At 40.0% G+C, this 24,994-nt stretch carries 23 protein-coding genes; 4 read left to right on the forward strand and 19 right to left on the reverse strand.

From position 1 onward, the window contains the following. Both AB8S09_RS12070 and AB8S09_RS12075 read right to left on the reverse strand, forming a co-directional pair. Entirely contained in the window at nucleotides 1–1,017 is a 1,017-nt protein-coding gene (locus AB8S09_RS12070) for a DUF2140 domain-containing protein (RefSeq protein WP_369869223.1), read from the reverse strand. 144 nt (nucleotides 1,018–1,161) lie between these two features. Next, a complete protein-coding gene (locus AB8S09_RS12075; protein WP_369869224.1) occupies nucleotides 1,162–2,472 on the reverse strand; it encodes a cell wall-binding repeat-containing protein in 1,311 nt (436 codons plus the stop codon). A gap of 246 nt (nucleotides 2,473–2,718) precedes the next feature. On the opposite strand from AB8S09_RS12075, the gene AB8S09_RS12080 reads away from it, so the two are divergent. Next, nucleotides 2,719–2,961 carry a hypothetical protein gene (locus AB8S09_RS12080; RefSeq protein ID WP_369869225.1) on the forward strand — a complete coding sequence of 81 codons (243 nt, stop codon included), beginning with the start codon at nucleotides 2,719–2,721 and terminating at the stop codon, nucleotides 2,959–2,961. 388 nt (nucleotides 2,962–3,349) lie between these two features. On the opposite strand, the gene AB8S09_RS12085 is transcribed toward AB8S09_RS12080, so the two are convergent. From AB8S09_RS12085 to AB8S09_RS12105, 5 genes are all read right to left on the reverse strand, one after another. Next, nucleotides 3,350–5,095: a cell wall-binding repeat-containing protein gene (locus AB8S09_RS12085; RefSeq protein WP_369869226.1), complete on the reverse strand. Its 1,746-nt coding sequence runs from the start codon at nucleotides 5,093–5,095 to the stop codon at nucleotides 3,350–3,352. 302 nt (nucleotides 5,096–5,397) lie between these two features. Further along, nucleotides 5,398–6,270, reverse strand: coding sequence for an SLAP domain-containing protein (locus AB8S09_RS12090; RefSeq protein ID WP_369869227.1), 873 nt, complete (start codon nucleotides 6,268–6,270; stop codon nucleotides 5,398–5,400). A 96-nt stretch (nucleotides 6,271–6,366) separates the two neighbouring features. Then, nucleotides 6,367–6,747: a hypothetical protein gene (locus AB8S09_RS12095; RefSeq protein WP_369869228.1), complete on the reverse strand. Its 381-nt coding sequence runs from the start codon at nucleotides 6,745–6,747 to the stop codon at nucleotides 6,367–6,369. Between the two features lie 101 nt (nucleotides 6,748–6,848). Then, nucleotides 6,849–8,015, reverse strand: coding sequence for a TolC family protein (locus AB8S09_RS12100; protein WP_294184149.1), 1,167 nt, complete (start codon nucleotides 8,013–8,015; stop codon nucleotides 6,849–6,851). Nucleotides 8,016–8,043: 28 nt separating this feature from the next. Then, on the reverse strand, nucleotides 8,044–9,177 hold the full coding sequence (locus tag AB8S09_RS12105; RefSeq protein ID WP_369869229.1) for a TolC family protein: 1,134 nt from the start codon (nucleotides 9,175–9,177) through the stop codon (nucleotides 8,044–8,046). 271 nt (nucleotides 9,178–9,448) lie between these two features. Here AB8S09_RS12105 and AB8S09_RS12110 point away from each other — a divergent pair, with 271 nt between their 5' ends. Both AB8S09_RS12110 and AB8S09_RS12115 read left to right on the forward strand, forming a co-directional pair. Further along, on the forward strand, nucleotides 9,449–11,011 hold the full coding sequence (locus AB8S09_RS12110) for a cell wall-binding repeat-containing protein (protein WP_369869230.1): 1,563 nt from the start codon (nucleotides 9,449–9,451) through the stop codon (nucleotides 11,009–11,011). 59 nt (nucleotides 11,012–11,070) lie between these two features. Continuing rightward, on the forward strand, nucleotides 11,071–11,268 hold the full coding sequence (locus AB8S09_RS12115; RefSeq protein WP_369869231.1) for a hypothetical protein: 198 nt from the start codon (nucleotides 11,071–11,073) through the stop codon (nucleotides 11,266–11,268). Between the two features lie 342 nt (nucleotides 11,269–11,610). On the opposite strand, the gene AB8S09_RS12120 is transcribed toward AB8S09_RS12115, so the two are convergent. Further along, on the reverse strand, nucleotides 11,611–12,303 hold the full coding sequence (locus AB8S09_RS12120; protein WP_294184143.1) for a metallophosphoesterase family protein: 693 nt from the start codon (nucleotides 12,301–12,303) through the stop codon (nucleotides 11,611–11,613). A gap of 165 nt (nucleotides 12,304–12,468) precedes the next feature. Between AB8S09_RS12120 and AB8S09_RS12125 the strand changes: the two genes are divergently transcribed. After that, nucleotides 12,469–13,407 (forward strand): substrate-binding domain-containing protein, encoded by a 939-nt coding sequence (locus AB8S09_RS12125; protein ID WP_369869242.1) that lies wholly within the window; start codon nucleotides 12,469–12,471, stop codon nucleotides 13,405–13,407. Nucleotides 13,408–13,820: 413 nt separating this feature from the next. On the opposite strand, the gene AB8S09_RS12130 is transcribed toward AB8S09_RS12125, so the two are convergent. The 11 genes from AB8S09_RS12130 to AB8S09_RS12180 all read right to left on the reverse strand — a co-directional run bounded on the left by AB8S09_RS12130 (nucleotide 13,821) and on the right by AB8S09_RS12180 (nucleotide 24,920). Further along, nucleotides 13,821–14,879: a glycoside hydrolase family 130 protein gene (locus AB8S09_RS12130; RefSeq protein ID WP_369869232.1), complete on the reverse strand. Its 1,059-nt coding sequence runs from the start codon at nucleotides 14,877–14,879 to the stop codon at nucleotides 13,821–13,823. Further along, on the reverse strand, nucleotides 14,879–15,820 hold the full coding sequence (locus tag AB8S09_RS12135; protein ID WP_294184138.1) for a DUF1861 family protein: 942 nt from the start codon (nucleotides 15,818–15,820) through the stop codon (nucleotides 14,879–14,881). The genes AB8S09_RS12130 and AB8S09_RS12135 overlap by 1 nt, the downstream gene beginning before the upstream one ends. Nucleotides 15,821–15,911: 91 nt before the next feature. Continuing rightward, nucleotides 15,912–16,574, reverse strand: a complete 663-nt coding sequence (locus AB8S09_RS12140) for an MgtC/SapB family protein (RefSeq protein WP_369869233.1) — start codon at nucleotides 16,572–16,574, stop codon at nucleotides 15,912–15,914. 134 nt (nucleotides 16,575–16,708) lie between these two features. Then, nucleotides 16,709–17,152 carry a heat shock protein Hsp18 gene (gene hsp18 / locus AB8S09_RS12145; protein WP_369869234.1) on the reverse strand — a complete coding sequence of 148 codons (444 nt, stop codon included), beginning with the start codon at nucleotides 17,150–17,152 and terminating at the stop codon, nucleotides 16,709–16,711. Nucleotides 17,153–17,426: 274 nt separating this feature from the next. Further along, on the reverse strand, nucleotides 17,427–18,266 hold the full coding sequence (locus AB8S09_RS12150; protein ID WP_369869235.1) for a dimethylarginine dimethylaminohydrolase family protein: 840 nt from the start codon (nucleotides 18,264–18,266) through the stop codon (nucleotides 17,427–17,429). Between the two features lie 144 nt (nucleotides 18,267–18,410). Then, the gene (gene hsp18 / locus AB8S09_RS12155) at nucleotides 18,411–18,854 is read right to left on the reverse strand and encodes a heat shock protein Hsp18 (protein ID WP_294184128.1); all 444 of its coding nucleotides are present in this window, start codon (nucleotides 18,852–18,854) and stop codon (nucleotides 18,411–18,413) included. 1,359 nt (nucleotides 18,855–20,213) lie between these two features. Then, entirely contained in the window at nucleotides 20,214–20,756 is a 543-nt protein-coding gene (locus AB8S09_RS12160; RefSeq protein ID WP_378056349.1) for a transposase, read from the reverse strand. Nucleotides 20,757–21,359: 603 nt separating this feature from the next. Next, on the reverse strand, nucleotides 21,360–22,250 hold the full coding sequence (locus tag AB8S09_RS12165; RefSeq protein WP_294184124.1) for a zinc ribbon domain-containing protein: 891 nt from the start codon (nucleotides 22,248–22,250) through the stop codon (nucleotides 21,360–21,362). A gap of 26 nt (nucleotides 22,251–22,276) precedes the next feature. Further along, nucleotides 22,277–23,197 (reverse strand): serine hydrolase, encoded by a 921-nt coding sequence (locus tag AB8S09_RS12170; RefSeq protein ID WP_369869236.1) that lies wholly within the window; start codon nucleotides 23,195–23,197, stop codon nucleotides 22,277–22,279. A 68-nt stretch (nucleotides 23,198–23,265) separates the two neighbouring features. Then, nucleotides 23,266–24,735 (reverse strand): zinc ribbon domain-containing protein, encoded by a 1,470-nt coding sequence (locus AB8S09_RS12175; RefSeq protein ID WP_369869237.1) that lies wholly within the window; start codon nucleotides 24,733–24,735, stop codon nucleotides 23,266–23,268. 32 nt (nucleotides 24,736–24,767) lie between these two features. Then, nucleotides 24,768–24,920 carry a hypothetical protein gene (locus tag AB8S09_RS12180; protein ID WP_369869238.1) on the reverse strand — a complete coding sequence of 51 codons (153 nt, stop codon included), beginning with the start codon at nucleotides 24,918–24,920 and terminating at the stop codon, nucleotides 24,768–24,770. Nucleotides 24,921–24,994: the final 74 nt, after the last annotated feature.

The raw sequence follows: 24,994 nt of genomic DNA on the forward strand, positions 1-24,994 counted from the left end.
TTAATTTCCCATCATATTGTACAGCATCTCTGCAGAGGATGTATCGACATTTGAAAGTATCGCAGACTTGAGCTGTGACTTTTCCTGCGGAGAAAGCTTTCCATACGCAGCCCTTATGCTGCCTTCAGCCGAACGAGGGTTATAGGATGAATTGCTCATGTTTCCCACCACGGACATCATCTGGGCTATGACAGATTTCTGGGCTCCAGTGCTCACAGAGCCTGAAGCTGCATTAAGCCCCTTTATTACCCCGGAAAAGTCCTGCTGGTCATTTCCGGAAGAAGTTTCATTCTTCGAAGTACTTCCGGTGCCACCGCCGGTTTTTCCCGTTTCACTGCCGGCACTGGTTCCACCATTAGTTTTCGTAAATAAATTCAGATCCTTTACTATATCTTTTAGAGAATCAAATTGTCCTTTCAACATATTTTCGATGTCAATCTGCCTTTTTTCCAGTGTGACCAGAAGTTTGTCGTCCTTGACACTAAGTGCCGTAATGCCCACAGGTATCCCCTTGGTACTAAATACTACGGAATCCTGCTCAACAGCTGCCCTGTCTTTTAATCTGCCTGACAGTTTTTCCATGACATAGGATTTTGGAAGCGTGATCTTTCCCACCTTAAAATAATCCGGGGTATATTTTATCTTATCCTTTTCCTTGGAAATACTTCCTTCCGAAGTGAGGAGCACATTGAAACTTTTGTAAGATGAAGGTATGTAAAATTTTATTTTGTCACCTTCAAGTCCCGCCTGCACCGCCTTAACCGTAATGCTGCCGCTTTTGTATTCCTTTGAATAAAGTGATATTACCTGGTTTACCTCATCTTCTGTGAGCTCCGCAGTTCCGCCGCTGTCCTGCGCCTTTATTATCTTGTCAAACAGGCCCACTGAAAATTTATATTTAGGGACACTGTAAGATGACTGCCAAAAAACAAGTTTTCCAAAAACTGACACTGCTGCAATCAATGCAAGAAGTACAATTAAAAACACGATTTTTTTACCTTTTTTTGAACTTTTCATATTATTTCTCCCATTATTTTTCTCAAAATTTAAAATCAATTCAGCCTAAAAATTATAAGTTATCCAAAAATACATTATTTATTATAACATATCTTTAGATAACTTATATGTAAATTTATTTAAAATTAATAGTGGAAGCAGCAGCTATATATCTTTAAATCCAATTTTATTTGCAATGTTAATTATATCCGAAAGGCTGATCCCTGAACCCGTCACGGCATCGGCAAAAGCATTTTTTTCTCCGCTGGAAAGGCTATTGTAAAGTGCCTTTATTTCCGACACATCCTCTTTATAGTCATAACTTGGATTTGCCAGGTAATTTTCAATGGAAGCTACCGTCTTGGATAATATCTCCTTTTGAGCTGAATTAAAAGATGAAGTATCTATGGTCTTGAGTTTTCCCAGGGCAGAAGTTAAAAACTCATAATCGGACTGCGAGATCCCCGGTGTCTTACCGTTTAAAATATCCTGCAGGGAGCTTACAATACTTTCAGGTACTGCAATTGTACCTCCTATGGCAGTGACTTTTCCATTCTTTGCATTTTCCTTTAAAAACTTTTCCGTATCAATATTTACCGAATTATAGGTAAGTATCAAAGGAGAAGAAGTCTTTGCAGCCAGTGCTGAAGCCGAGAGAGCGTCTGCAAATTCATTTCCCAGGAGTCCGTCGGCTCTCACTACATAAACATTGTCAAATTTTATGCTCCCCTTGAAATAATCAAGCACCTTTACATTTGTATCAAACCTGTTCTGACCGCTTATTCTAACCGCAGCAGGAGAAACCTGTGAAACTACATTATCGGATATTACAGAAGTTCCGCCAATTACATAGGAATTTTTTATGGATGATTTTTCCCCATCTATGTAATTTTTAACTGAATCCGGCAGAGATCCGGGTGCCGTCAAAAGTATCGGCATATTCTGGCTTGCCGCAACAGGTGCTATTGAAAGGGCATCTGCAAAGCCATAGGCAGAAGTGACCACCACACCTGCAGGAGACTTCAGCTTTGATGCAACTTTTACAGAAGTTTCAAATCTGTCCTGACCTCCTATCCTCTGGGGGTCAAGTCCCATTCCTCTAAGTTCATTTTCTATGTCCACAGATATGGACGCAGTGCCGCCTATTTCTATGACATGTTTTGCCTTGAGCCTCACTATCTCATTTTTAGTGTCCTGATCCAAAGTTTTGCTTGTAGTCAAAAGTATCGGGGCGGAATATTCCTTTGCAAGAGGCGCCGCACAGAGTGCGTCGGGATAGTTTTCCCCGCTGGCAAGTACTACATAGTCCGATGTATCCCACCCGCTCTTAGACACCTCGACTGAAGTCTGGTACCTGTCCTGGCCGCCCAGTCTCGGTACCTCAGCAGAAGCCTTTTCCGGAAGTGCCAGACCTGCCGACGATGCCAGGAATATTCCCAGAACCAGTGTAGAAAATATTTTGCTTTTTCTTATCATAAAAACAACCTCCTTTAATTAATTTACAATGGACAATTTCGTTCAATTCACAATTGGCAGTTAGCGATTCTCTTCAATTTACAGTTTACAATTGACAGTGCACAGTTGTAGAGGATTTTCTTTTGCCGTGCCTGGAAAATATAAATTGGGGATTTTCCGGGGGAAAATCTTGCTTGCCTGGGAAATCCTCGTTTAAGGAAAATCCTCATTGCTTGAACAGCTACAGCTGTGTATTCGGGCTAACACTTGGACAGTTACATACTCGGCTCAATACATGGACATTTACGGTCGGACAAGCTACATATCCGGGCTAATGCCTGTACAATAGTGCTGGGGGAAACAAGCAGGACTGCTTGGACAGCTAAAATATCCAGAGCAATGCTTGGACAAGGAGAGGACAGCTGCCTCATTTTGTCTACAATAGTGCCGGGAAAACAAGTGGAAGGAAAACTGCTTGGACAGCTAAATTGGCAGTTATTTTATTCATAATTTATTAACAATTTGTTCATGACCCCCGGGGGTTGCATGTCCACCCGACTGTTTTCCGCTGTTTTGCTTGTCCACTCGGCTGTCTTTCACCCGTTTCGCCTGTCCACCCAACAAAACCTCGGCTACACTTCAGAGGTTACCTGTCCATTCACTTTTTCTCACTGTTTTGCCTATCCGACCTACTGTTTCCCACTCATCTCGCCTGTCCACTAGACAGAACCACAGCTAAATTTCAAAGGTTGCCTGTCCACTCTGCTTTTTCCGCCCACTTCACCACATGGCCGTACGCTGCCAGATTCTAAAACATAAATTATATTCCAATGGCAATTATCAATAGAATTCAGGGGATTGGCCTGAGTTCTACAATTATCACAATTACAGTTTAAACTTATTTTTTTATAGTAACATTGACATAACTATTGCCAGATATATTAACTGTATAAGTTCCTGTAAGATCATAATTTCCATCTGGCAATAACACTTTACTTACTAAATCAGTTGCAGCCTGTTCCGCTGGTAGCGAAGAATCAAATAAAGTTATATTTCCTTTTTTAATATTATTTACTTTAGAACCTAAAACTTTAAGTTCTAATGAACTTGGAGCACTCTTATTATTATCAAAGTAATATTTTATTTTATCAATAACATTGCTTCTAAAATCCCTATAAGCATAACCAGCTCCTTTAGTTTTTACTTCATCCACTATAGCATCTGCATCAAGTTTACCAGCATCATCAATATATCTTGAGCCCAATCCAGCTAAGAAATCATCTAAGTGAACACTGTTTATAAGAATATTTTTCTCGTTTATTATATCCAATTTAGATTGTATTTTATTAATGTCATCTCTTATCTGCTGTTCTTTCCAACTGCCATCTTCATTTTTATATCTTGTTCCAGCGTCTGTAGATATTCCACCAGGAGTACTTATATTATCTTTCTTCATCTGTACAGTTACAACACTATCATCATAACCAGCATCTCCACTCTTCAGAATTTTAAAATAATCACTATTATTTATACTGTTTACAACGTCTTTATAAGAATCATTATTTTGTATTGTGGAAGCAAGGTTAGTTTCAGTGCTACCGCCGCCACCGCCGCCGGTAGATGCTTTGCCGAAGGCATCAGTTATTGTGTCTGCCAGGGAGTCGGATATGTTCAGGGTACCGCCAAGTACTGTGAGTGTGCTGTTTTTCGGTACATTGTCCTTGAGGAAACCTTCTGTGGATGAGCTGAGCTCATAACCTGTTATTACAAGAGGGTTCTTGTTCTTGGCAGCCAGTGCACCGCCGGTCAGGGCATCTGCAAATTCGTTGCCTACAGGTCCGTCGCCAAGGGCAGCATATACATTATTAAAATTAAAGTCGGACTTGAACTTGTTAAGTACGGCTGCATTTGTAGCATACCTGTCGGTTCCACCGAGTCTTTCTGAAGATGGAAGGGAACTTGCCACGGAGTCACTTACAGACATAGTTCCGCCTATTACATAAGTTGCAGTTATATCCGAGTTGGTTTTCAAGTAATTCGATTCTGCATCAGGAAGGCTGTTTTGCCTTGTCAGGAGTATCGGTATTCCATTTATAGCCGCTGCAGGTCCTGCGGACAGGGCATCTGCATAGCCTTCACCGCTTGCCACAACTGCCTTTGTAGGATTGGTTCCAAGGGCATCGGCTATTTTTACAGAAGTTTCGTACCTGTCTTGTCCACCTAATCTCTGAACATCCTGTACAGTTGAGACCTTGGACTTTATTTCGCTTTCGACATTTTCAGGGACAACTTTGGTGCCTCCTATTACAATTACGTGCTGAACTTTCAAATCGTTGAGTTCCTTCAGTGCGTTCTCATTTAAACTGTCGCCTGTGGTCAAAAGTATAGGTGCATCTTTAGCCTTGGCGAGGGGTGTTGCACAAAGGGCATCTGCATAGCCTTCACCATTTGCCACTATGGCATAATTTGAGGAGCTCCAGCCTGAATCTGCAACTTTTGCAGCTGTTTCATACCTGTTCTGTCCGCCAATTCTGGTCACCTGGCTGGACGAATCAGCTTTCACGGTTGATGGAAGGGTTGTCCCTGCAACCAGCAAAGTCGCTACACTGCAAGCTGACAAAACTTTCTTACTATTTTTTTGCATATGTATTACCTCCATTCATATTTATTTAATAAAGTTTCAAAAAAGACAAACATCTTACTTCACTTATCCCCTATTGTTAACAAATTGTCATATCTATATTATACTATTAGAATTAGTATTTTCCAATAGCATACAGATCACCTTTTTTCAAGCAAGCTCCTTGCAAGTCCCTTTACTATTTATTATTCGTCTATATTTCAGATTTTTTTAGACATTATCCCAAATTATAAAAAAAACTGTGAAATCGACCTATTTTATAGATAAATCAATTTCACAGTTTCACAAATCTGCACATACTGCAATTATACTCTTTTTATGTTTTTGCCGCCGTTTATCCTAACCTGCCTGTAAATCACCGACCAACCATCCAGGGGCTGGTCATTTTCAGGGTGAACATCTGTCGGAAACGCAAAGTTACACAGCTTGGCCCTGTATGGACTCACGGTAAAATCCTTCATGATAAAATTGTTGGACTTCACTGCCCTCCTGTTTTTGTCAAGTACGGTCATAGGCATTTTATTAATGGTGATGGGCTTGTTTGTAGCATTTCTCATAACCGTGGTCACAAGTATGTTGCCGTTTCTCTGGAGGCCTATGCTGAAAGTGGATATGCTGAATTCTCCCTCTTCCATTTCAGGAAGGCCGTCCAAAAATTTGTCAAAAACGAGCTTATCCTCAACAGATATGCCCTTAGGCAGTCCCTCGTACCTCGGTCTCACTTTGGAAGTTATGTTGAATTCACCATTTAAAACGATCTTCCAGTCGTCCTGAGGTATCTTGTCCACTTTAAGATTTTTCTTCTCAAAATACAGTTTCACGGGCCTTGCAGAGCGTGGCGGAAGTTTTCCCAGGGATGCAAGGTTAAATGTCTGGGAGGCCAGAGTTTCCCCTTTGGAATTTACAATAAGAAAGGGTATCTTCTGCAGGTTTAAATTGGTGGAAAGCCCGTTTCTTATATAGACCTTGACTTCAATCTTATCTCCCAAATCATAGGCATATACGCCTGATACATTGAGCTCGCCCTTTTTTATCGGCGGTAGATCCCTTATCTCGTCCATATAAATTTCCTTCTGGACATCTGAAACTACATTTTCCTCCTCATCTAAAAGCGAAAGTACCGTAGAAACGTATTCTCCTCTGTTATCTTTCTTGCCCTTTTGTGTCTTTTTTGCCATATTAACCCTCCAAATCTCAATAATAACACGTTTATCTACAATTATACTATCAATTATCTATTATACACCTTTTTACACCCGGTTTATACAGATATTTTATTTCACAGTTACATTGGCTATGTTCTTGTTATTTTTCACTGCCATCACATTGACCTGCATGTTTTTATACTTCTTTTTCAAATCATTGGCATATTTCTGTGCCAAATCCTTAGCTTCCTTATCACTTGTCCCATTTTTAATTACCATGGTTGCTACGGCCCTGTTGTTCTGTACATACACCTTTCCATTCAGTATAGGCTTTTCCTTTTTAAGCTGGGCGGTCTTATCCGCATCTTCAGTGATCTTGGGGGCCTTGGTAGTCTGGGAAGTCTTGGCACCCTGCTCTCCGGACTTATTTCCAAAGGAACAAGCTGTAAAAGACAGCATCAGCGTCATGATAATTGCAGTAATTCCCAGTAATTTAAACTTTCCTTTCATAAAATTATCTCTCCCTATATATAACTAATTGGTTCACAGGTTATATTCTACCATACACTTTGAAATTTAACAGCCGTACTTTAAAGTTATTCATAAAAAATTTACTTGGAGAGATCATATTGGAATTTTTCGGAAGCCACCATGTAATTGTCCTCTGCATTTTTTAAATTTATCTTCTCGCTCTGAAGGGCAAGTTCGGCGGAATCCAGATCAAGCTGGGTAAGGGCACCTGCCTTTACCTTGGCCGAAGTATTGTCATAATTTAGCTGGGCATTTTGAACTTTCACATTTTCCGTATTAACCAGATCCTCGCTGTTTTTGAGAGAATAATAGCTGTCCCATAAATTGATCCTGAGATTAAGCTGCGTATTATAGAGGTTATTTCGGAGATCCTCTATGGAAAGTCCGGTGTTTACCTCCCCTGTGGCATCATTGTATGAGTACTGCTTGTATATACCCTCCTGGATATTTAATACGGCTATATTCTGGATTATCTTTTCCATGTCATAGGAATTGTTCACCGCATTGTCGATTCCCGCCTGAATATTGCTGTCATCAAACTTCACGAACTGCTTTGAAGCAGGCAGAGTCAGTTTTATACCTGTATTTAAATCCATATTTATAATCTGCTTTACATTGAGCTCGCACTGCTGAAGCTGGGATTTAGGAGTATTTAAAGATGCCTCGAGCTGGCTTTTTTGAACTTCAAGAGACTGCAGTGCATCATTTGTCAGCTGTCCATACTGTATTTTGATTTTGGTCTGTGCAATTTTCTTATCTGTATTTGCTATCTGGGCATTTATGTTGGCTATCTGGTCCTCTGCATTTACGGCATTTAGATACTGCTGCTCTGCGGAGAATTTCAGATCCTGAAGTGCATCTTCCCTGTCATGCTTGGCATTTTTTATATTCTGCTCGTCCTGCTTTGGAACTACATCTATTGCAATTTTCACCGATGCATACTGTCCCGGAGGAAAATTAACAGGATCCTTGTCGCTGTTTAACATTGCATTTTGATGATCCCTGTCGAACTGCCTCTGATAGAGGAGTATTTTCTGATCATACATCTGAATTTCCTTATTGTTTTTTTCTATACTGCCAAGTACCTCGTCAAGAGTGAGAGACCTGGTGCTGCCTGTATCTATGGTGCCGGCAGATACAGCTGAAGTACCCGCAGCAGCTTCGGCCGTGCCGGATTGTGCAAAACAAGTTCCGCCCATGCCAAGTACCAGGACAATTCCAATTGCAGCGCTCAACTGTTTTTTCAACTTTTTTACCCCCTGTATAAAATAATTTTCATTTAATTTTCGATACATCGTCTCCAATGCCGCAGGCCAGATTCAATTTGATCTGCGCCATCCATATGTCTCTTTGAAAAGCCTTCAGATCATTTTGTGCGGCTTTCAAATCAACTGCCTTACTGTCAAAATCCATCTTGCTTATCACGCCCGCATTGTATTTTACCCCTGCGGCATCATAATTTCTCTTTGCCAGGGCAAATGCATCCTTTTTGGAGTCAAGCATCTTAGACTTATTCCGAAGGTCATTGTAAAGGCCGTTTATTTCAACAGATATGTCTATTTTGTCAGCATCCAGGGCATCTTTTGCCTGGTTCAGTTCGTACTGCCCCATCTGGTTCATGCCATCATATTTTGAGGGAAATATTCCCCTTATAACATCGTATTCAAATTTCCTGAGATTTATATTCTCCGCAGCATTTGCAATCTCCGCCCTGTTTTTCAGCGCATCGCCTACATAATCATCGTAACTTCTTATATAAGGGGATTCAGTAAGTTTGTCCCTTAGAAGCACATCATATTTCGTATATATATTTCTGCCCAGAATCTTATTCATCTTCATGACTGCAATGTTGTACTGCCTCTCGGCCCTGTTCAGATTGGAGCTCTCACTGTAATAATTTACTTCGGCATTTTTTACATCTGCCGGAGAAGCCATCCCGAGTTTCAATTTAAGCTGGAGTGCCTTGTAATTATCACCGGCATTCTGAAACTTCTGGTTTTTAAGTTCAACATCGTCCCTGGAATTCATAAGAGCTGTATATTGGGTATAGGCAGACAATTTCACCTGATTTTCAGCTACCTTGCCCTGATTTGAGTATTTATAGATGGAAAATTTAGCTTCTGCAGGAGGATTTGCTATGCCCTGCATAAGCGTGAGTTTAGTATACTTGTCCAGATTGTCCCCGCCTTCGTCGAGCTGATCCGCATAGCTGCTGGCATTTTTCACGGCCTGGTCATACGAATTTTGAGCCTGTTTCACTGAAATGCCGGCACTTTTCACCTCATAGGATTCCTTTACTGCAGTATCAATGGATGCGTCAATGTCGAGAGTACTGCCCTCTGCAAAGACAGGAGCGGCTGCAGAAAATAAAATGACAGCTGTTGCCGCAAATATTTTTAATTTGTTCATATTTTCCCCCTTTCGGACATTAATGTAGCGAATTATATAAAATGCATCCCACTTTTTTCAATATGTTTAATATATTTAACGGTATCTCTCCAAATCAGTCAAATACTTTATCGATAAGCTAATTTTACCATAACTACATATACATTTCCATACCTTCAAATGCAATTTTATATATACAGATTGTAAATTTCATATTTTTCTTATATGGTTTTTTCCACATTTGTGCTAAACTTTATATATGTATACTAGTAAAGGAGGGAAAGTACATATAATGAAAAAATTAGTAGGACTAGCTGTAGGTTTAACTATGCTATTCTGTACCGCAGCTCCAGCTTACGCTAAAACTACATATAATGTAACAAGGCTTGCGGGCTCCGACAGGTACGAGACATCAGCAAAAATTGCAGCTAGCTTTCAAAGTGGAAACTTGAACAATATAATACTTGCAAGCGGGAGAGATTTCCCCGATGCTCTTGGAGGCAGCGTTTTATCCAGAAAATACAATGCCCCCATACTGCTGCTGGACAGTGACGTAAACAACGATTCAAATGCTTTTGACTATATAAAAAGTCATCTGAGCACTTCCGGAAACATCTATGTCCTGGGTGGAACTTCATCCATAAGTGAAGACATTTTAGACCACATCAGGGAAATGGGCTATGGAAATGCCAAATTCACAAGACTGGGCGGCTCCAACAGATTTGACACCAATAAATCTATAATCAACTCTCTAGATGCCAAGACCGGAACTCCAATAGTTCTAGTCAACGGGGAAGGCTTCGCAGATGCCCTGAGTATATCCAGCGTAGCCGCTTCAAACGGTTACCCTATATTCATGATAAAACCGGACAGCCTGCCTTCAGAGACAAAGGATTTAATTTCATCCATAAAACCGTCCAAGGTATACGTAATAGGCGGACAGGCTTCTGTGTCCGATTCTGCCGTAAACGAGCTGAAATCCCAGCTGCCGTATTTAAATGAAAGCGACATACAGAGACTGGGCGGAACTACAAGATATGACACGTCCATGAGCGTATGTAAAAACTTCAATTTAAATTCAAATTCAGCAGTGCTTGCAAACGGGACAAACTTCCCGGATGCGCTCTCAGGAAGTGCACTGGCTTCCAAATTGAATGCGCCAATAATTTTGACAGATGGAACCGACATATCGAGCCAGAAAGATTTCATAGACTCTAAAAATTACAGAAATATATACCTTCTCGGAGGGCTGAATTCCATAGATCTATCTGTGGAATACCTGTTAAAGGACTCATCAGTGGTACCCCAGTCCGAAAAGGACTATGTAAACAGCCTGAAAAATTACTGTGAATACTACGAAAATGAGACTTCCAACACCGCAGATGAACTGAGTCAAACCTATGACAATGCCTCGAGCACGATGTCAGAACTCAATTCTGCCAGTACTGTGGATGAAATGCTACAGTACCTGGATCAGATGGTACAAGTTCTGAGCAGCGGCAGCTCTTATCTCACAACCTACAAGAACAATCTGACAACACTTAAAAACGAGGTATCAGGCTTATCCATACCGGATGGCATGGAAGTTTTAAACAACCAGTATCTGGATAACATAACCACCCAGATAAACTCTGTAAATCAATCTATAGATTACACAAACGACTGCATAGACATACTGAATTCCATCAAGGACGGAATAAACACCAAGAATGAAGAAGAAATAGAGACAGGCTCCCAGAAACTACAGGATTTAAGCCAGGAAATAAACAATATTTCAATTCAGCACGGTGACAGTGGCATATATGACTTATATATAAGGCTCACAGATGCCTTGAACAATTTAAATCAAGAGTAAATACAGTCTGGGACAGGCAACAAAAAGGCCTTCATCCACCAAAAGGATGGGGGCTTTTTTTGGTCTATGCTGGAGATTGGGTAAACTTGGAAAAACAGAGAATAGAGTTTGGGGGAAACTGCTTCATTTTGTTTACAATAGGAATGGGGAAACAGGGAGGAACAGCTGCTTCATTTGTTTACAATAGAGATGGGGGAACAGGAGAAGCTACTTGGACAGCCAAATGGACAGCCAGTGAACGGCCATGTTGTTCATAATTTATTAACAATTATGCTGCCATGAAATCGGCAAAAGTGTTGATATACCTAGGTTTTTCGGGAAATTGATTGGCTGAGATGTTTAGATAGATTTGTTCACACTTTGTTTATGACCCCCGGGGGTTGCATGTCCATCCGGCAAAATTCCCAATAAAATCCGGGGGTTGCATGTCCATGACGCCGTTTTCTTCTGTTTTACATGTCTATCCTGCTGTTTCCACTGTCCCCCCGCTGTTTTGCATGTCTACTCCGTCATTTTCTGCTCGTTTTGTCTGTTCATCCGACAAATTCACGGCCAAATGGCGTGGTTGCCTTGTCCATCACGCCATTTCGACGGTATTTTCAAAGTCCTGTCCTTATGGTATCAATGCAGGGTTTTACTATTCCCTTTTTCTCCATGGCAGATGCTGTTTTTTCATAGCCATAGGTGAATTCTACCAGTTTTACATGTACTTCATCATCATCCACATTCATGATTACATAAGTTCCATTGGGTCTGCCTATCTTGGGTTTGCCGATGCTGCCATCGTTTATGAGTATTTTAGGTCCATATTCTTCCTTATATGGTATATGTGTGTGACCGCATACAAGTACATCACCCGTAAATGCTTCCATGACCTCTTTTGCTTCACTGGAACCTTTATACAGGTATTCATTTATGCGCCGGGTACTTCCGTGTACAAAGCAGATTTCCCTATTTTTAAAACGGAAGCTTATTTTTTGCGGCAGTGATTTCAAATAGTTCAGATTGTCTTCTTTGAGTTGGGCTGCCGTCCAGGGCATTGAAAATTCGTTGACCTTGTTGTTTCTTATATAATTGAACTTTTTTTCCAATACAGCTGCATCGTAATTGCCCAATATGTTCAATATATGTTTTTCCCTTATGAATTCTACAACTTCATTGGGATACGGACCATAGCCTGTCAAATCTCCAAGGCATACTATGGTATCTACATTTCGCTCACTAATATTCGAAAAAGCCTCTTCAAGGGCTTCCAGATTTCCATGTATATCAGAAATAATTCCTATTTTCATATCATTTCACTCCTTACAATATTCGTCAAGAATCAAAACTTTTATAATTCATTTTATCACAGCTTTCATTCCCAGTAAAACAGCAGATGCGTTTTTACACCCAATTTGTGTTTATAAAAAATATGTACTAAAATTATAATTAGAATATTTAGGAGGGAGAATATGATGACAGGAAATACTGCTTTAACTCCACAGGAAGTTGCAGATATGCTGAAAATAGCCAAGAATACAGTATATGAATTGATAAAAAGAGGAGAGTTAAAGGGTTACAAGGTAGGTAAAAAAATCAGAGTAGACGTGAAGGATGTGGAAGAATACAAAAACAGGAAGAAAAATGTCCGCGGCAGGAAAAATGCTCTCTCATCTTCGGACATTTTTTACCCGGGAAATAGCAGGAAAGACGATTTTGTAATCTGCGGCCAGGATGCCATCTTAGACATACTGTCACGTTATATATCCATGCGTTCACCCGGAACCAGAATATTCCGCTCCTATGTTGGAAGTTACACCGGACTTTTGGGACTCTACACCGGAAAGGTACAGGTGGCCACTGCCCACTTATGGGACGGAGACTCCGGCAAATACAACATACCTTTTGTAAGAAGACTTCTTCCAGGCATCCCGACAGTTATAATCCACCTGGCCTGCCGTATGCAGGGTTTTTATGTTTCCAGGGGAAATCCAAAGAATATTCACGGATGGGAAGATTTTAAAAGGCCGGATATAAACATGATAAATAGGGAAAAAGGCTGCGGCACCAGAATACTTCTGGATGAGCATCTCAGGCTGCTTAAAATTAAAAACCGGGATATTGCAGGTTACGACAGAGAATGTTTGTCTCACCTGGCGGTAGCCAGTACTGTAGCGAGAGGAGAGGCAGATGTCGGCATTGGAAATGAAAAAACCAGTCTGCAGGTTCAAAATATAGATTTCATACCGATTCAAAAAGAAAGATATGAGCTTGTTCTGAAAAGAGATGACATGAATAAACCCCCTTTCAACTTGATAATTGAAATACTGCAGTCAGAAAAATTCAAACAGGAATTGGCAGGAATAGGGGGCTATGATCTTAAAGAGACAGGCAACATCATAGCAGAGCTGTAGAAATAAAAAATCGCCGTTCTAGGCGATTTTTTTGCAATTCACAGCTGTCTCAAATCGGCTGTTCGGCACACTAGTACCGGGGAAAACAAGGGAAACAGCTTGAACAAATTGGACAAATGGACAACCAATAGGCAGGCGTTTCGTTCATGATTTATTAACAATCATGCTGCCACAAAATCGGTAAATGCACTGATATGCCTAGGATTTATGGGGAAATGCCTGTCTGAGATATTCAGATGGATTTGTTCACAATTTGTTCATGACCCCCGGGGGTTGCATGTCCACCCGACTGTTCCCGCCGTTTTCTGTTTTGCTTCTACTTTATGCTGTTTCACATGTCCACGTTTGTCCGCTGCATGTCCACCCCACCATTGTCTGTCTGCTGCATGTTCGCGGGGCAATCCGCCGAGCAATCATGCAAGACTTTTCAGGATATCTTCAGTGTTTGCGGTTGCAAGTCCGACGGAATTATCAGATATTCCATAATATACATACAATTCTCCCTGCTTCTCCACAGCACCGCAGGGAAAAACCACATTCGAAAAAAATCCCATAGTTTCGTAATCTTTTTGAGGTGCAAGAAGCGGCTGTTCGCTGCGGGCGATAATTTTCGAAGGACAGTCTATGTCCAGCAGAAGTGCCCCCATGCTGTAATGGCCGTCGTCGTCCACTCCATGATAGAGTTCCAGCCAGCCCCTGTCTGTCTTTATCGGAGGTGCGCCGGCACCTATCTTCTGGGAATCCCAGTGACCTTTTCTGGTATGTGCCACAACCTTGTGATTTCCCCAGTGCAGGAGATTGTAGGATTCAGATATCCATATGACAGGATCACCCGTGCTCTTGGATACGGGCCTATTTAAGGCAAAATACTTGCCGTTTATCTTCTCCGGGAAAATCACCACATCTTTATTTTCCGTGCTAAAAATATTGCCGAGCTTTTTGCAGCTTTTAAAATCAGAAGTTACGGCCAAGCTGGTGACGACACCATATTTAGATACCGAACTGTAAGTTATATAATAGCGTCCATCTATTTCAGTTATTCTGGGATCCTCGACGCCAAAACTTTCATATTCATTTTCAGGATAGATAAAAGGTTTGTCGTCCACTTTGAAGTTAACCCCGTCACTGCTTCTGGCAAGCCGCACATGGGACATAGAAGTAAGGTACAGGAATTCATAGAGATTGCCCTTTTCCTTGACCACCCTGGAGTCACTAAAATCATATCTGTCGTCTCCCCTGTCCAAATCCACGGACTTTAAAGAGGCGCTCTGGCCGTCCACAACGGGAATCTTTATTCGCTCGCTGTCATTTTCCTTGAATCTTTCCGCAACTCTCATTGCAAGTATTATTTCATCTTTATACTTGGCCGCTCCCGGATTGAATGTTCCAATAACTTCAAAATCCCTGCTGGAAGGATTGACATCCCCACAGGTTATAATGGGATTGAATTCATACCTTTTTATATTCATCATCACACTTCCTCTTTTTTATCAGAATATTCGTACTCATAAAAAGGATTGTCTATCTCAAGGGTCTGGGCTTCAATATCACTTATACCGGCATACAGGACAGCCTTTTTGCCTTTGAATTCAAGGCCTCCTCCAAACACAACATCATATAAGGTTTCGTCTTTACTAGGCCCCGGAAGGAAATCCTCTCTGGCTGCAATAATCTTTACATCTTCATACTTCATAGAATTTATATTAAGCACAAAAGTCATAGAATAGTAATGTTTCATACCATCCTCGTCCATTTTAGCTATGTGTCCAAGTAAACCGATGTTATTCTCGTCAATAGGGTATATGCTGTTTATTCCGCCCCATTCATCGTCATGTAAAAAGTCATTTAAAATCGGCGCATCCTCTATGACACCCATACTCAAATCATTTAATCTCTTGATTTTCGTGAAACCTATCTTGCCCTTTCCGCCTTTGGCTCCCTGAGGTCTGGTTAGAACGCCTATGCTTCCATCCTTAAGCTCGGCTATGCGTAAATCCTTCATGCCGTCTGGTCCCACAAAAAAAAGCTTGAGGTGGAAAATGTCCCTTCCCTTGTACATTATGGTCCTCCATATGAGGTTATAAGGGTTGTTTATGCTGTTGAACACTTCCACACCTCCCACTACCAGTTCATCGTCTATCTTGGTGAAAAAGGGATCTTCCAGTTCCATGACAGGTGATTCCACTATATGGCACCAGGCATCCCTGTATTTTTCAAAAAACAATACCATGGAATCCCGGCCTGTCTTGGATTCAACCCTTCCCGCCACCACAACTTTCCCGTTGTTCAAAAAGGGAGCTGTTATATTATACACATCTTTATTGAATATTCCTATGAATTTAACTCTTTTTGCCGATTTTCTCGACTTCTTCATCTTATGCTGTTTCAGCAGTTCATCACAATTGATGATCATATATCCGCACCTTCTTTGTTTAACCGGTGTATAACCTGACAACACCTGGTTTTAATAAATATTACTGTTTTCTTTCTATTCTACTACTATACTATTCTATATTCACGTTTTTTACATAGGGTATTTTCAAAAGATCCACTATGATTTTTTTTATTTCACTTTTATTCTTGGTATAAACTCTAAAGTTAAGCCTCGCCTCCACCTCATTTTCCTCCTTGTCAAAGTGTCTTTTTACCTGGACAGCAGATATCTTTATCTTTGAATTCTTTAAAATGTCAAGGGCGGCATTAACCCCATCTGCAGAAAGATCCGCCTTGCCCACAGAGTAGGATACATTCTTCTTGAATTTGTTGAATATCTCAAGACCCACGAGAATGAGTACAGTGGCACTTATGCCGGGAATATACATACCTGCACCAATTGCTATGCCAATTCCGGCGGTAGCCCACAATCCGGCCGCAGTAGTAAGTCCCCTTACAAATTGATGTTCCACTATTATAGTACCGGCCCCAAGAAATCCAATTCCACTTACCACCTGGGCAGCTATTCTGCTCGGATCGAGTGAAACGGAATTTACATAGATCATATCTCCAAACCCATACTTGGACACCAGCATTATAAGTGCACTGCCCACCGCTACAACAAAATGTGTTCTAAGCCCTGCTTCCTTGAAATGGCTCCTTCTTTCAAAACCTATAAGACCTCCCAGAACTCCTGAAATAATCAACCTGGCTATCATTTCCCACTGACTCATAAAACCTTCCCCCTATATCTTCATAAAAAGCTGCAAAAACAAATTGCGAATTAAAATATACTATAATTCTATACTATATAGTACATAATTATAACATAAAATGGCACTGTGAAATTAATCGCAGTGCCATAAACCTAGTTGATGTCAATTCTTCTGCCGCTGTTTTTGCGTTTCTCGGATTTGGGAAGATTAACCTTCAAAACTCCATCTTTAAAAGAGGCGCTGATCTTTTTATCATCTACATTGTCAATATAAAAACTTCTTTTAAATTCTCCATAATTTCTTTCACGTCTTACAAAGTTCTCTTTTTTATCTTCCTTAGAATCGTTTCTCTTTGCAGATACAGTCAAATAATTATTGTCAAAACTCAAATCTATGGAATTTTTATCTACTCCCGGAAGATCTGCTTCAACTATATATGAATCATCATTTTCTCTCAAGTCGGCCCTGAAATTCTTACCAAAGCCATTCAATCCAGCAGGGAAAAAATCGTTATTGAAGAAGGATTTCACAAATCTTTCAAATTCGTCGCCCCTGCTCATGGAATTGTCCCTTCTAAATGGAACCATGTCAAACATAAAACACAACCTCCTTCTAAACTATAATCTATACTTCAATTGTTCTGCCATCCGGTAATCCATATTACGTTAACATAATACAATAAAAGGTCAAAGAAAGTCAAAGTCTAAAAAATACAGCTTTATTCTGAAAACAGAAGTCATCGGCAGTAACGGCTACATATTTTAGTATAAGCATTATATTAAATTATAAACTATATTTATAATGTTTTTTATGACAGCCTCTAGAAAATTTGAAAAATGATTGAATTTCAATAAAAAATTATATTCGAAACTAGGACCTGCTCAAGGGAAAAGTCATGCAGTGTATTCCCCCGCCGTGCTTAAACATTTCACTTATATCGGTTTCTATTACCTCAATTCCACAAGCCCTGAGGGCACTGTTCACTTCAGTGTTTTTTCTAAAAGACACCGCCTTGCCGTTTCCAAGCGACTGGAGGTTGCAGAAGCAGTCAAGCAAATGCTCCCTGCCCACTTCTATTAGATTGAATTTTCTGCTTCTCAACATATTCAAAAAAGTTTCCGGTAGAACCTCACTGCATATGACAGCAAGTTTCTCCGCAACCATATTGAAGCACATATCCAGGTGGAGGCATCTTTCGGAGGACCCGACAGGTATCACTTCATAACCGTACCTGGCCACCTGCCGCCTTATCTCATCAACCCCCGCCTCATCGGTGCGTTCCAGCATACCTATGGCCATGGTCCTGTCATCCAGCATCCAAAAATCGCCGCCTTCAAAATGACCCCTGCTGCATTTCGCAACACATGGAATTTCAAGTTCCTCCATCTTTTTCCTATAGGCTTCCGTCTCGCCTTTTCTGGAGTGTATTCTAAAATTTCCAAGTATGTACCCTTCCCTTACGCAAGCGCCAAAATCCCTCGCAAACACCTGGTCATGCAGACTGGAATCCGGTGTCATCAGAACCACTTCAACTCCATTTGACCTGTATGCCCGGACCAATTCCTCATGTTCCCTCATGCAGAGTTCATTATCTATTTTGGTTTCGTTACCGCCTCTGCCTGCATTTTCCTTCAAATATGCATAAATGGGAGGACACATGAGCACTTTCTTAAGAGGTGCCGTCGAATTTCTCACAAAACACCCATTCACTTTCATCGCCCCCTGGCATAAAAATTTTCTACATTTTATATTTCCCCATTATCCCGCATATTATCAAAATAACGTAGACGGTTTTATCCAAAATAAAAAAATTGCACTCCGCACTGTTAAACGAAATGCAATTTCCCATGAAGTTTACTGGATGTCAATTTTTCCTCTCTTATTCTCACCTTTTTGTATTTTTGGAAGGACAACTTCCAGAACACCATTGTTGAAAGAAGCTGTAATGCCCTTATCATCTACATTATCTATATAAAAACTTCTCTTTAATTCTCCATAATTTCTCTCACGTCTTACATAACCTTCGCCCTTGTCTTCCTTCTGATCTCCTCTTTTCGCAGATACGGTCAGATAGTTATTGTCAAAGCTCAAATCTATAGCATCTTTTTTAACTCCTGGAAGATCTGCCTCAAGTTTATAGGAATCTGCATCTTCCTTAAGATCAACTTTAAATCCCTTGCCAAAATTGCCTGCAGCTGGTGCAAAGAAATCATTGTTAAAAAATGAATCTGCGAAATTTTTAAACGCATCGCCCTGATCTAAGAAATTACCTCTTTCAAATGGAACCATATCAAACATGGTACATACCTCCTTATACATTTCATTCGATTTTATTCAAGCAGCTATCATCTATCAATATTCCCTCCCAGATTGTTAAAACGGAAGGCAGGCACTGCCATACCTGTACAAGATGACTCCCTGGTCCGCAGCAATTCTATCCATGTAAAAAATCTTTTGCGGCAGCCTCAAAATCACCTGATTTTATAACCTGCGATTACTTTCTGTATCAGCAATCCTTATTACAGTATTATAATACAATAAAGGTCAAAGAAAGTCAAAGTCTAAAAAATACAGATTCCAAGTTTAATTGATAGCTATTTTCAGTAAGGAGGACATAACTTATCCCATATAAAAAATATACATGCATTTCAAATATACAAATGCTTTTTCCGGCAATTGCTGAGACTCCACGTTACTAAAAGCCAGTGAGTTCTTATGAAGATAACTTCCTATATGTCTCGAAAAATATATAGACTGATTATTTTCCCCAGAGCTTTCACTATCAAGGACTGCATCCAATCCATTGACGATAGTATAAAGCTTATCTCAAAACCTTTTTTTATTTCCATATACGCTTCAAATTATACAACAGAAATAACTTTCAGTCATTATGTCAATTAGAGATGGTTTGGAAATTGCTTAGAAATTGCTTGTCCAGCACTGTTTTTTACTGCCTGGCTGATCATAAATGGTATGGATAGCTTGTCCAGCTAGAGATGGCTGGAAATTGCTTGTCCGGTGCTGTTTTTCGTTTACATTTTGTTCACTATATTTGAGAGCAGCCTGATCCTTTCAGTTCAGGAAAATTCCTGTATCTGCCAAGATATCAAGGATATCTTGGCAGATGGCTTGGCTTGAAAAGCAGCTGAATGTTTGCAAGTTTTGTTCACAATTTGTTCATGACCCCCGGGGGTTGCTTGTCCACCCGGCAAAACTTTCAGCAAAATTCGGGGTTGCATGTCCACCTAATACCCAGTACATTGAGTAAAATTCTCAACGAAACTTTAGGGGGGTGCATGTCCAGCCGACAAAATTACCAAGGCTGTATGTCCAATTGACTGACTATCATGCTAATCATCATCTGTGTTAAAAATGAAGATTTCCGGATGAAATCCGGAAATCAACCATATATATTTGAATTCTGGACTTTGAGGTTCAACGTCTAAGCCGTAAAACAGCTAAACATTCGAAAACTCCATTCACAGTTTATCCGAATGCTACCATTGCTAATACTCCCAGCTTCTCAAATTGGGAGATAAGCACTGCTCCGCACCTGGATAAGTTCTTACCCTAAAGGATAACGTATTCTAAGTGTTAAAGACACTAAGAATACTGTTAGGTTCAGGGTGGAAAAAAGTAATCAAGCTTCACCTAAACCTAAGAATTACTTGATTCACTGCCTGTGTGACTGCATATCTGCTCAACTCTAGATTCAACAAATTTTCTGTACAGTTCCCGTTGGTTGTCTTTCTTAAAATAAGCAAGTATTTTTTGAGAATTTATAAGTCTTTCTTTTTCTTTCCCTATATACATCGAATAACTACTCCATTTATACTCATCCGGTTTTTTCACCATATTGGCTTTTATCGGATTAAGATGTATATATCTACTGGTTTCAAGCATCTGCAAATCAGATCTTATAAGCTCCGAAAAATATCTTTTTTGATAAAGGTGCCCTAAATAATTATATTTATTGTTGAAAAACTTGGCATAGATACTATTTAACCTCGAGATGAAATATTTTATGTGCTTTATTTTAGTCTTCAAAAGAATATGTACATGATTATCCATAAGACAATAGCACATAATTTCATATTGCCCGTTAAAATATTCAATTGCGTCTTCCAATATAGTCAAATATGTTCGAAAATCTTCTTCTTCCTTAAAAATATTACTTTTCCTATTACCTCTGGCTGTCACGTGATATACTGAGTTAGGGTACCATTTTCTTGCCCTGCTAGTCATAAATTTTCTATCCTCATTTCATATTTTTGATCTTTCCCATATAGTTTATCCTTGACACCTTTTCATAGATTTAAACTTGGTATTGAAAAATAGTATCTAAATTGATCTCGTTCAACATAACGTAACCTGCTGGATTTGCTTGCCCATGTTGAAAAAAGATTGAAAAGTACTTGTTCGGAGTTGTCCATCTGAGAGAAAGGTGCTTGTCTGGCCTATCCAGTCAATCAGTAGAAATGGAAAAGCTGCTTGTCCTGTAGTTCACGATTTATTCATAATATTCTCAGTAACTTGACCTTTTTCAGTTCATGTCTGCTCGGATAAATGCCACCACATCAACGGTTTATGGGGTTACGGTTTGGCTTGAAAAGCAGCTGAATGCTTGCAAGTTTTGTTCACAATTTGTTCATGACCCCCGGGGGTGGCATGTCCACCCGGCAAAATCACCAGAGGCTGCATGTCCAACAGACAAAGTTCCCGAGAGATGCCTGTCCAATCGGCACCTGCCTGGACCCGGCAGGGGTGGCATGTCCACCCGACAGTGATCTGTCTGCCGCTGGGCTATTGCAAATTTAAATTTTTTATGTTATCCATAATTGAGGAAACTATGGTGGACAAAATAGAAGGCATGAATCTCTGGAAAAATACCAATGTAATGAAGATAACAGCAACAGACGTAAATGAAGTTACAAACAGAATGCAGTTTTGGGAGGCCGCCAGAGATTTGTTTGTGGCCACAGCAAAACATACTACAGAATCTATAAATCCGAACAGCATAAGTGCCATTCCCAATCCGATAGAAAAATATGAAAATAGGATTGAGAGAAATTCAAAATATATAATTGGAACAGCAGCTATAAGTGCCGTTTTATAGAATTTGAAAATCCGGGGCTTACTTTTTGAGAATAAAGTATTAGCCAGGCAAATTATTGCAAAGGAGGCCAAAATCGAAACTAAAACAAGAATACAATTTTCCAGGAAAATATCGCCATATGGTACTTTTATGTTTGATTTAATCCTATTGATTACAGACATTGCCTCATTTATGTCCGCATCATTTATTGAGTCAGGGGAAGCCGAAGGATAAATCAGCTGTGTGATTTTCAATATGCTATTTGTCAGCTGCATCACAATGTTATTTATATTCGAAACCAGCTGTCCCATTTTCCACATTTCCAGGAAACCTTGCATTACTGCAGTGGACACTGTCAGTATAATCGCCGTATTCTTTTTCCCGCCGCCTATGAATTTTTGTGCTGTCGTAATTGGTTTAAGGAACATATTCACGAAAAAAACAGCTGCCTCCTTAAAGCCTGCGTCTGCGCTGCGGTCATTGGGATTGGGACGGTGTGGTTTCGAATCATCATCAATATCTATTCTCCTGGTCCCGCAGTTGGGACAGTAAATATCGTCTTCTTCAATTTTGGTGCCGCATTTAGAACAATATGCCATAATATTTTTCTCTCCTTTGCTGTAGATTATTTTAACTCGTCGTAAATTTTTTTGGACAGTTGGGAAATAAATTCATCGCTTTCTCCATTTGTCATGATGGATATAATATATGGATTGTGCGAATAAACAATTGCTACATCATGATTGTAGGATCCATTTATTCCTATTTTATGTGCCGTTTTTACCGGTAGATATTTTGGAATTTTAACGGAATCCCAGTTTGTATTTTGAAGATACAATATGGACTGACCGCCGCCGCGGCTGCCCTGGACGTATATGTGCTGCATCAACACTGCCGTATCTTTTGCCGAGAAATTTTTTGAAAATACGGGGATATTTTTTGATAGCACACTGGATATATAAGCTTTAAAATCGCCGTCATTTTTGTCGCATACATAATAGCCGAGCATATTTGAAGCCAGATTATCAGAGTAGCTGCAGGCATACTTAAGCAGCTGTCCAACACTTACAAGCTGGCCGTCGTACAGAGTGTCCTTCAACACCCCCGTACCGCCCCTCACCATGGCCCCGGATATATTATTCACATAATCATGGTAGGGAAATTTCGTGTCCATGCTTATGGATCCCTCGTCAAGCTTTTTCTGGGTGTACAGTATTTCTGGCAGTTTTCCAGTACTGGCAGCATAATAAATTTTATCCTGGTTTACTCCAAAACTTTTACCGCTTTTGAGCTCGATGCAATATAATCCCACATCTTTCGAGCCTATATACTTTTCAGCCTCCTGCCTTGCCTTTTCAATTCCAGCAGCAGGTTTTGAAACTGAAAGCTTCTTTTTGGGGACATTCTGAACCTTGTGCGGTTTTTCCAAGTTTACTGCAGCAGATATTTTTTCTTCCCGATTCACCCTGCAGAAATTAAGTCCCGCTGCTGTCATTCCTATCAAAATTACTGTACCTAAAATCAATATCAATTTTTTCTTTTTCATGAAATTTCCTTTCTGCTCACCACCGACAATCCTACGGACTTTTACGGACTTTCCAACATTATAAGGATCTATTTTTCCACGGCACTCGTCCTTTCTATAAGCTGGTAGGTTTTGGCAGTATCATTATATTTAAATTTATATATATTTTCAAAAGTCCTGGTGCTGGCCTGTGAATCGCCTTCAGAATAGTGATCATTTATGTCATATATTTCTGTTGCATCTACTATACCCGATTTGCCGTCAGGATTCATCTTATACGAATTTACCACAGCTGAATCGTACTGCTCATAAAAATTATTGTTACCTTTATAATAAGAATTTATATTGTTCATCTGCTGTTTGTAAATTTTACTTCCGGGATACATGTACTCCACCAGGGCAGAGACATCGCCATAGGTAAGTGCATTTGCAAGCGAAGAAGCATAACCCGTTATCATATTGTTTATGTCGTTCTTGTGCTGCTCCGGATCTCCACCGCTGCCCGAGTAATCAAAATAAACTGCAGTATCATTGTCGGAAAGATTAAACACGGAGCTTTTAACCTGTTCTCCATTATAATTAACAATTGCATAAATGCTTGCACCGGATGCAACAGGTCCCATTTTATCTCCGGAATTTACAGATCTGCCGGTGTCTTTCCCGTCTATATAAACTTCATTATTAGTATAATCGGAATTCACATCAAGATAAATCCCCTTTAAGGCACTTACAGCGGCCTTTTGCTTCTTGCTTTTTATGAAATCCACATTCGTGCTCTTGTCCATTTTTCCGAAAGCCCCGCTGGCTCTTCCCTCCACCTTGTAGATTCCCGGCACGTACGGCCCAAATTGTTTTGAAAAGCTGCCGCTGTCAGCCTGTGCAACTTTTTCATCATTTACCAGAATGTCAGCTCCTTTTACACTTGATGTTATAGTTAAAAACACCGGGTTAAAAGCTATTTTGTATTTTGGAAAAAAGAACATGGTCCTGCCGGCCTCAGTTATATACAAGCTATTGGTCCTATTTTCAGCTCCCCCGTTTTTTAAATTTAGAACCTGGTTATTCAAGTTGTTTATAATATCCGTAAATTCCGACGGAGTTGTCTTGAATGACTGAATAAGAGGTTTCACAGCATCTGAAGTCATCTTTATTCTTCCGTCATATGTATACATGACTCTGCTTAAATCCCCCGGATCATTCTTATTGACAGCATTTTCAAAGGCCGCAACTGTTCTCCCCGGGCTGCTCATAAATTTTCCGGCAAATACAAATGTACATATCAACACAATTGCAACAGCGGACCAGAACACTATCTTCTTTTTCCTCAAATCGCCAATGGAATTGCTAATTTCACGGGAATCTATAATAGAAGTGTCATCTATACTATCATCTTCTGCATCATTCCCCGCCTCTGTCCCGTCTGAATTATTCAAAGACTGCCCGGACTCTGTCCCATCATCCAACTTTATGTACCTGCGTGATACAGAATCATATCCACAATTTGGACAAACACTGCTGCCACTTTGCAATTTAGTACCGCACTTAGTGCAAAATTTCACATCAACCACCCCTATATAATTTATTCTTAAATCTACTGCAAAAACTCAGCAGCTTCAGCTGCAAGGTTCCCCCTCCAGATTGATTTGACTTTTTGAAGTCTCAAAAACAGTAAAATCATAGTACTGCAGTCAAAATTTCTTTTGCTCCTAAAATATTCTACAAAAAATTCATATTTCCTTCTCAAATTTTACAATTTGTTAATTTTAACGACAAAAAGAACCATCGCTGTTAATGGCTCTTTCACTGAATTATTTTCAG

This window comes from Clostridium lapidicellarium, assembly GCF_041224415.1.
GTDB classification, from domain to species: domain Bacteria; phylum Bacillota; class Clostridia; order Clostridiales; family Clostridiaceae; genus Clostridium_B; species Clostridium_B lapidicellarium.

Excerpts from the sequence above, each read along its gene's own strand:
- AB8S09_RS12070 (WP_369869223.1), bottom strand. The coding sequence starts at position 1,017 with ATGAAAAGTTCAAAAAAAGGTAAAAAAATCGTGTTTTTAATTGTACTT.
- AB8S09_RS12075 (WP_369869224.1), bottom strand. The coding sequence starts at position 2,472 with ATGATAAGAAAAAGCAAAATATTTTCTACACTGGTTCTGGGAATATTC.
- AB8S09_RS12085 (WP_369869226.1), bottom strand. The coding sequence starts at position 5,095 with ATGCAAAAAAATAGTAAGAAAGTTTTGTCAGCTTGCAGTGTAGCGACT.
- AB8S09_RS12090 (WP_369869227.1), bottom strand. The coding sequence starts at position 6,270 with ATGGCAAAAAAGACACAAAAGGGCAAGAAAGATAACAGAGGAGAATAC.
- AB8S09_RS12095 (WP_369869228.1), bottom strand. The coding sequence starts at position 6,747 with ATGAAAGGAAAGTTTAAATTACTGGGAATTACTGCAATTATCATGACG.
- AB8S09_RS12105 (WP_369869229.1), bottom strand. The coding sequence starts at position 9,177 with ATGAACAAATTAAAAATATTTGCGGCAACAGCTGTCATTTTATTTTCT.
- AB8S09_RS12110 (WP_369869230.1), top strand. The coding sequence starts at position 9,449 with ATGAAAAAATTAGTAGGACTAGCTGTAGGTTTAACTATGCTATTCTGT.
- AB8S09_RS12120 (WP_294184143.1), bottom strand. The coding sequence starts at position 12,303 with ATGAAAATAGGAATTATTTCTGATATACATGGAAATCTGGAAGCCCTT.
- AB8S09_RS12125 (WP_369869242.1), top strand. The coding sequence starts at position 12,469 with ATGACAGGAAATACTGCTTTAACTCCACAGGAAGTTGCAGATATGCTG.
- AB8S09_RS12130 (WP_369869232.1), bottom strand. The coding sequence starts at position 14,879 with ATGATGAATATAAAAAGGTATGAATTCAATCCCATTATAACCTGTGGG.
- AB8S09_RS12135 (WP_294184138.1), bottom strand. The coding sequence starts at position 15,820 with ATGATCATCAATTGTGATGAACTGCTGAAACAGCATAAGATGAAGAAG.
- AB8S09_RS12140 (WP_369869233.1), bottom strand. The coding sequence starts at position 16,574 with ATGAGTCAGTGGGAAATGATAGCCAGGTTGATTATTTCAGGAGTTCTG.
- hsp18 (WP_369869234.1), bottom strand. The coding sequence starts at position 17,152 with ATGTTTGACATGGTTCCATTTAGAAGGGACAATTCCATGAGCAGGGGC.
- hsp18 (WP_294184128.1), bottom strand. The coding sequence starts at position 18,854 with ATGTTTGATATGGTTCCATTTGAAAGAGGTAATTTCTTAGATCAGGGC.
- AB8S09_RS12165 (WP_294184124.1), bottom strand. The coding sequence starts at position 22,250 with ATGGCATATTGTTCTAAATGCGGCACCAAAATTGAAGAAGACGATATT.
- AB8S09_RS12170 (WP_369869236.1), bottom strand. The coding sequence starts at position 23,197 with ATGAAAAAGAAAAAATTGATATTGATTTTAGGTACAGTAATTTTGATA.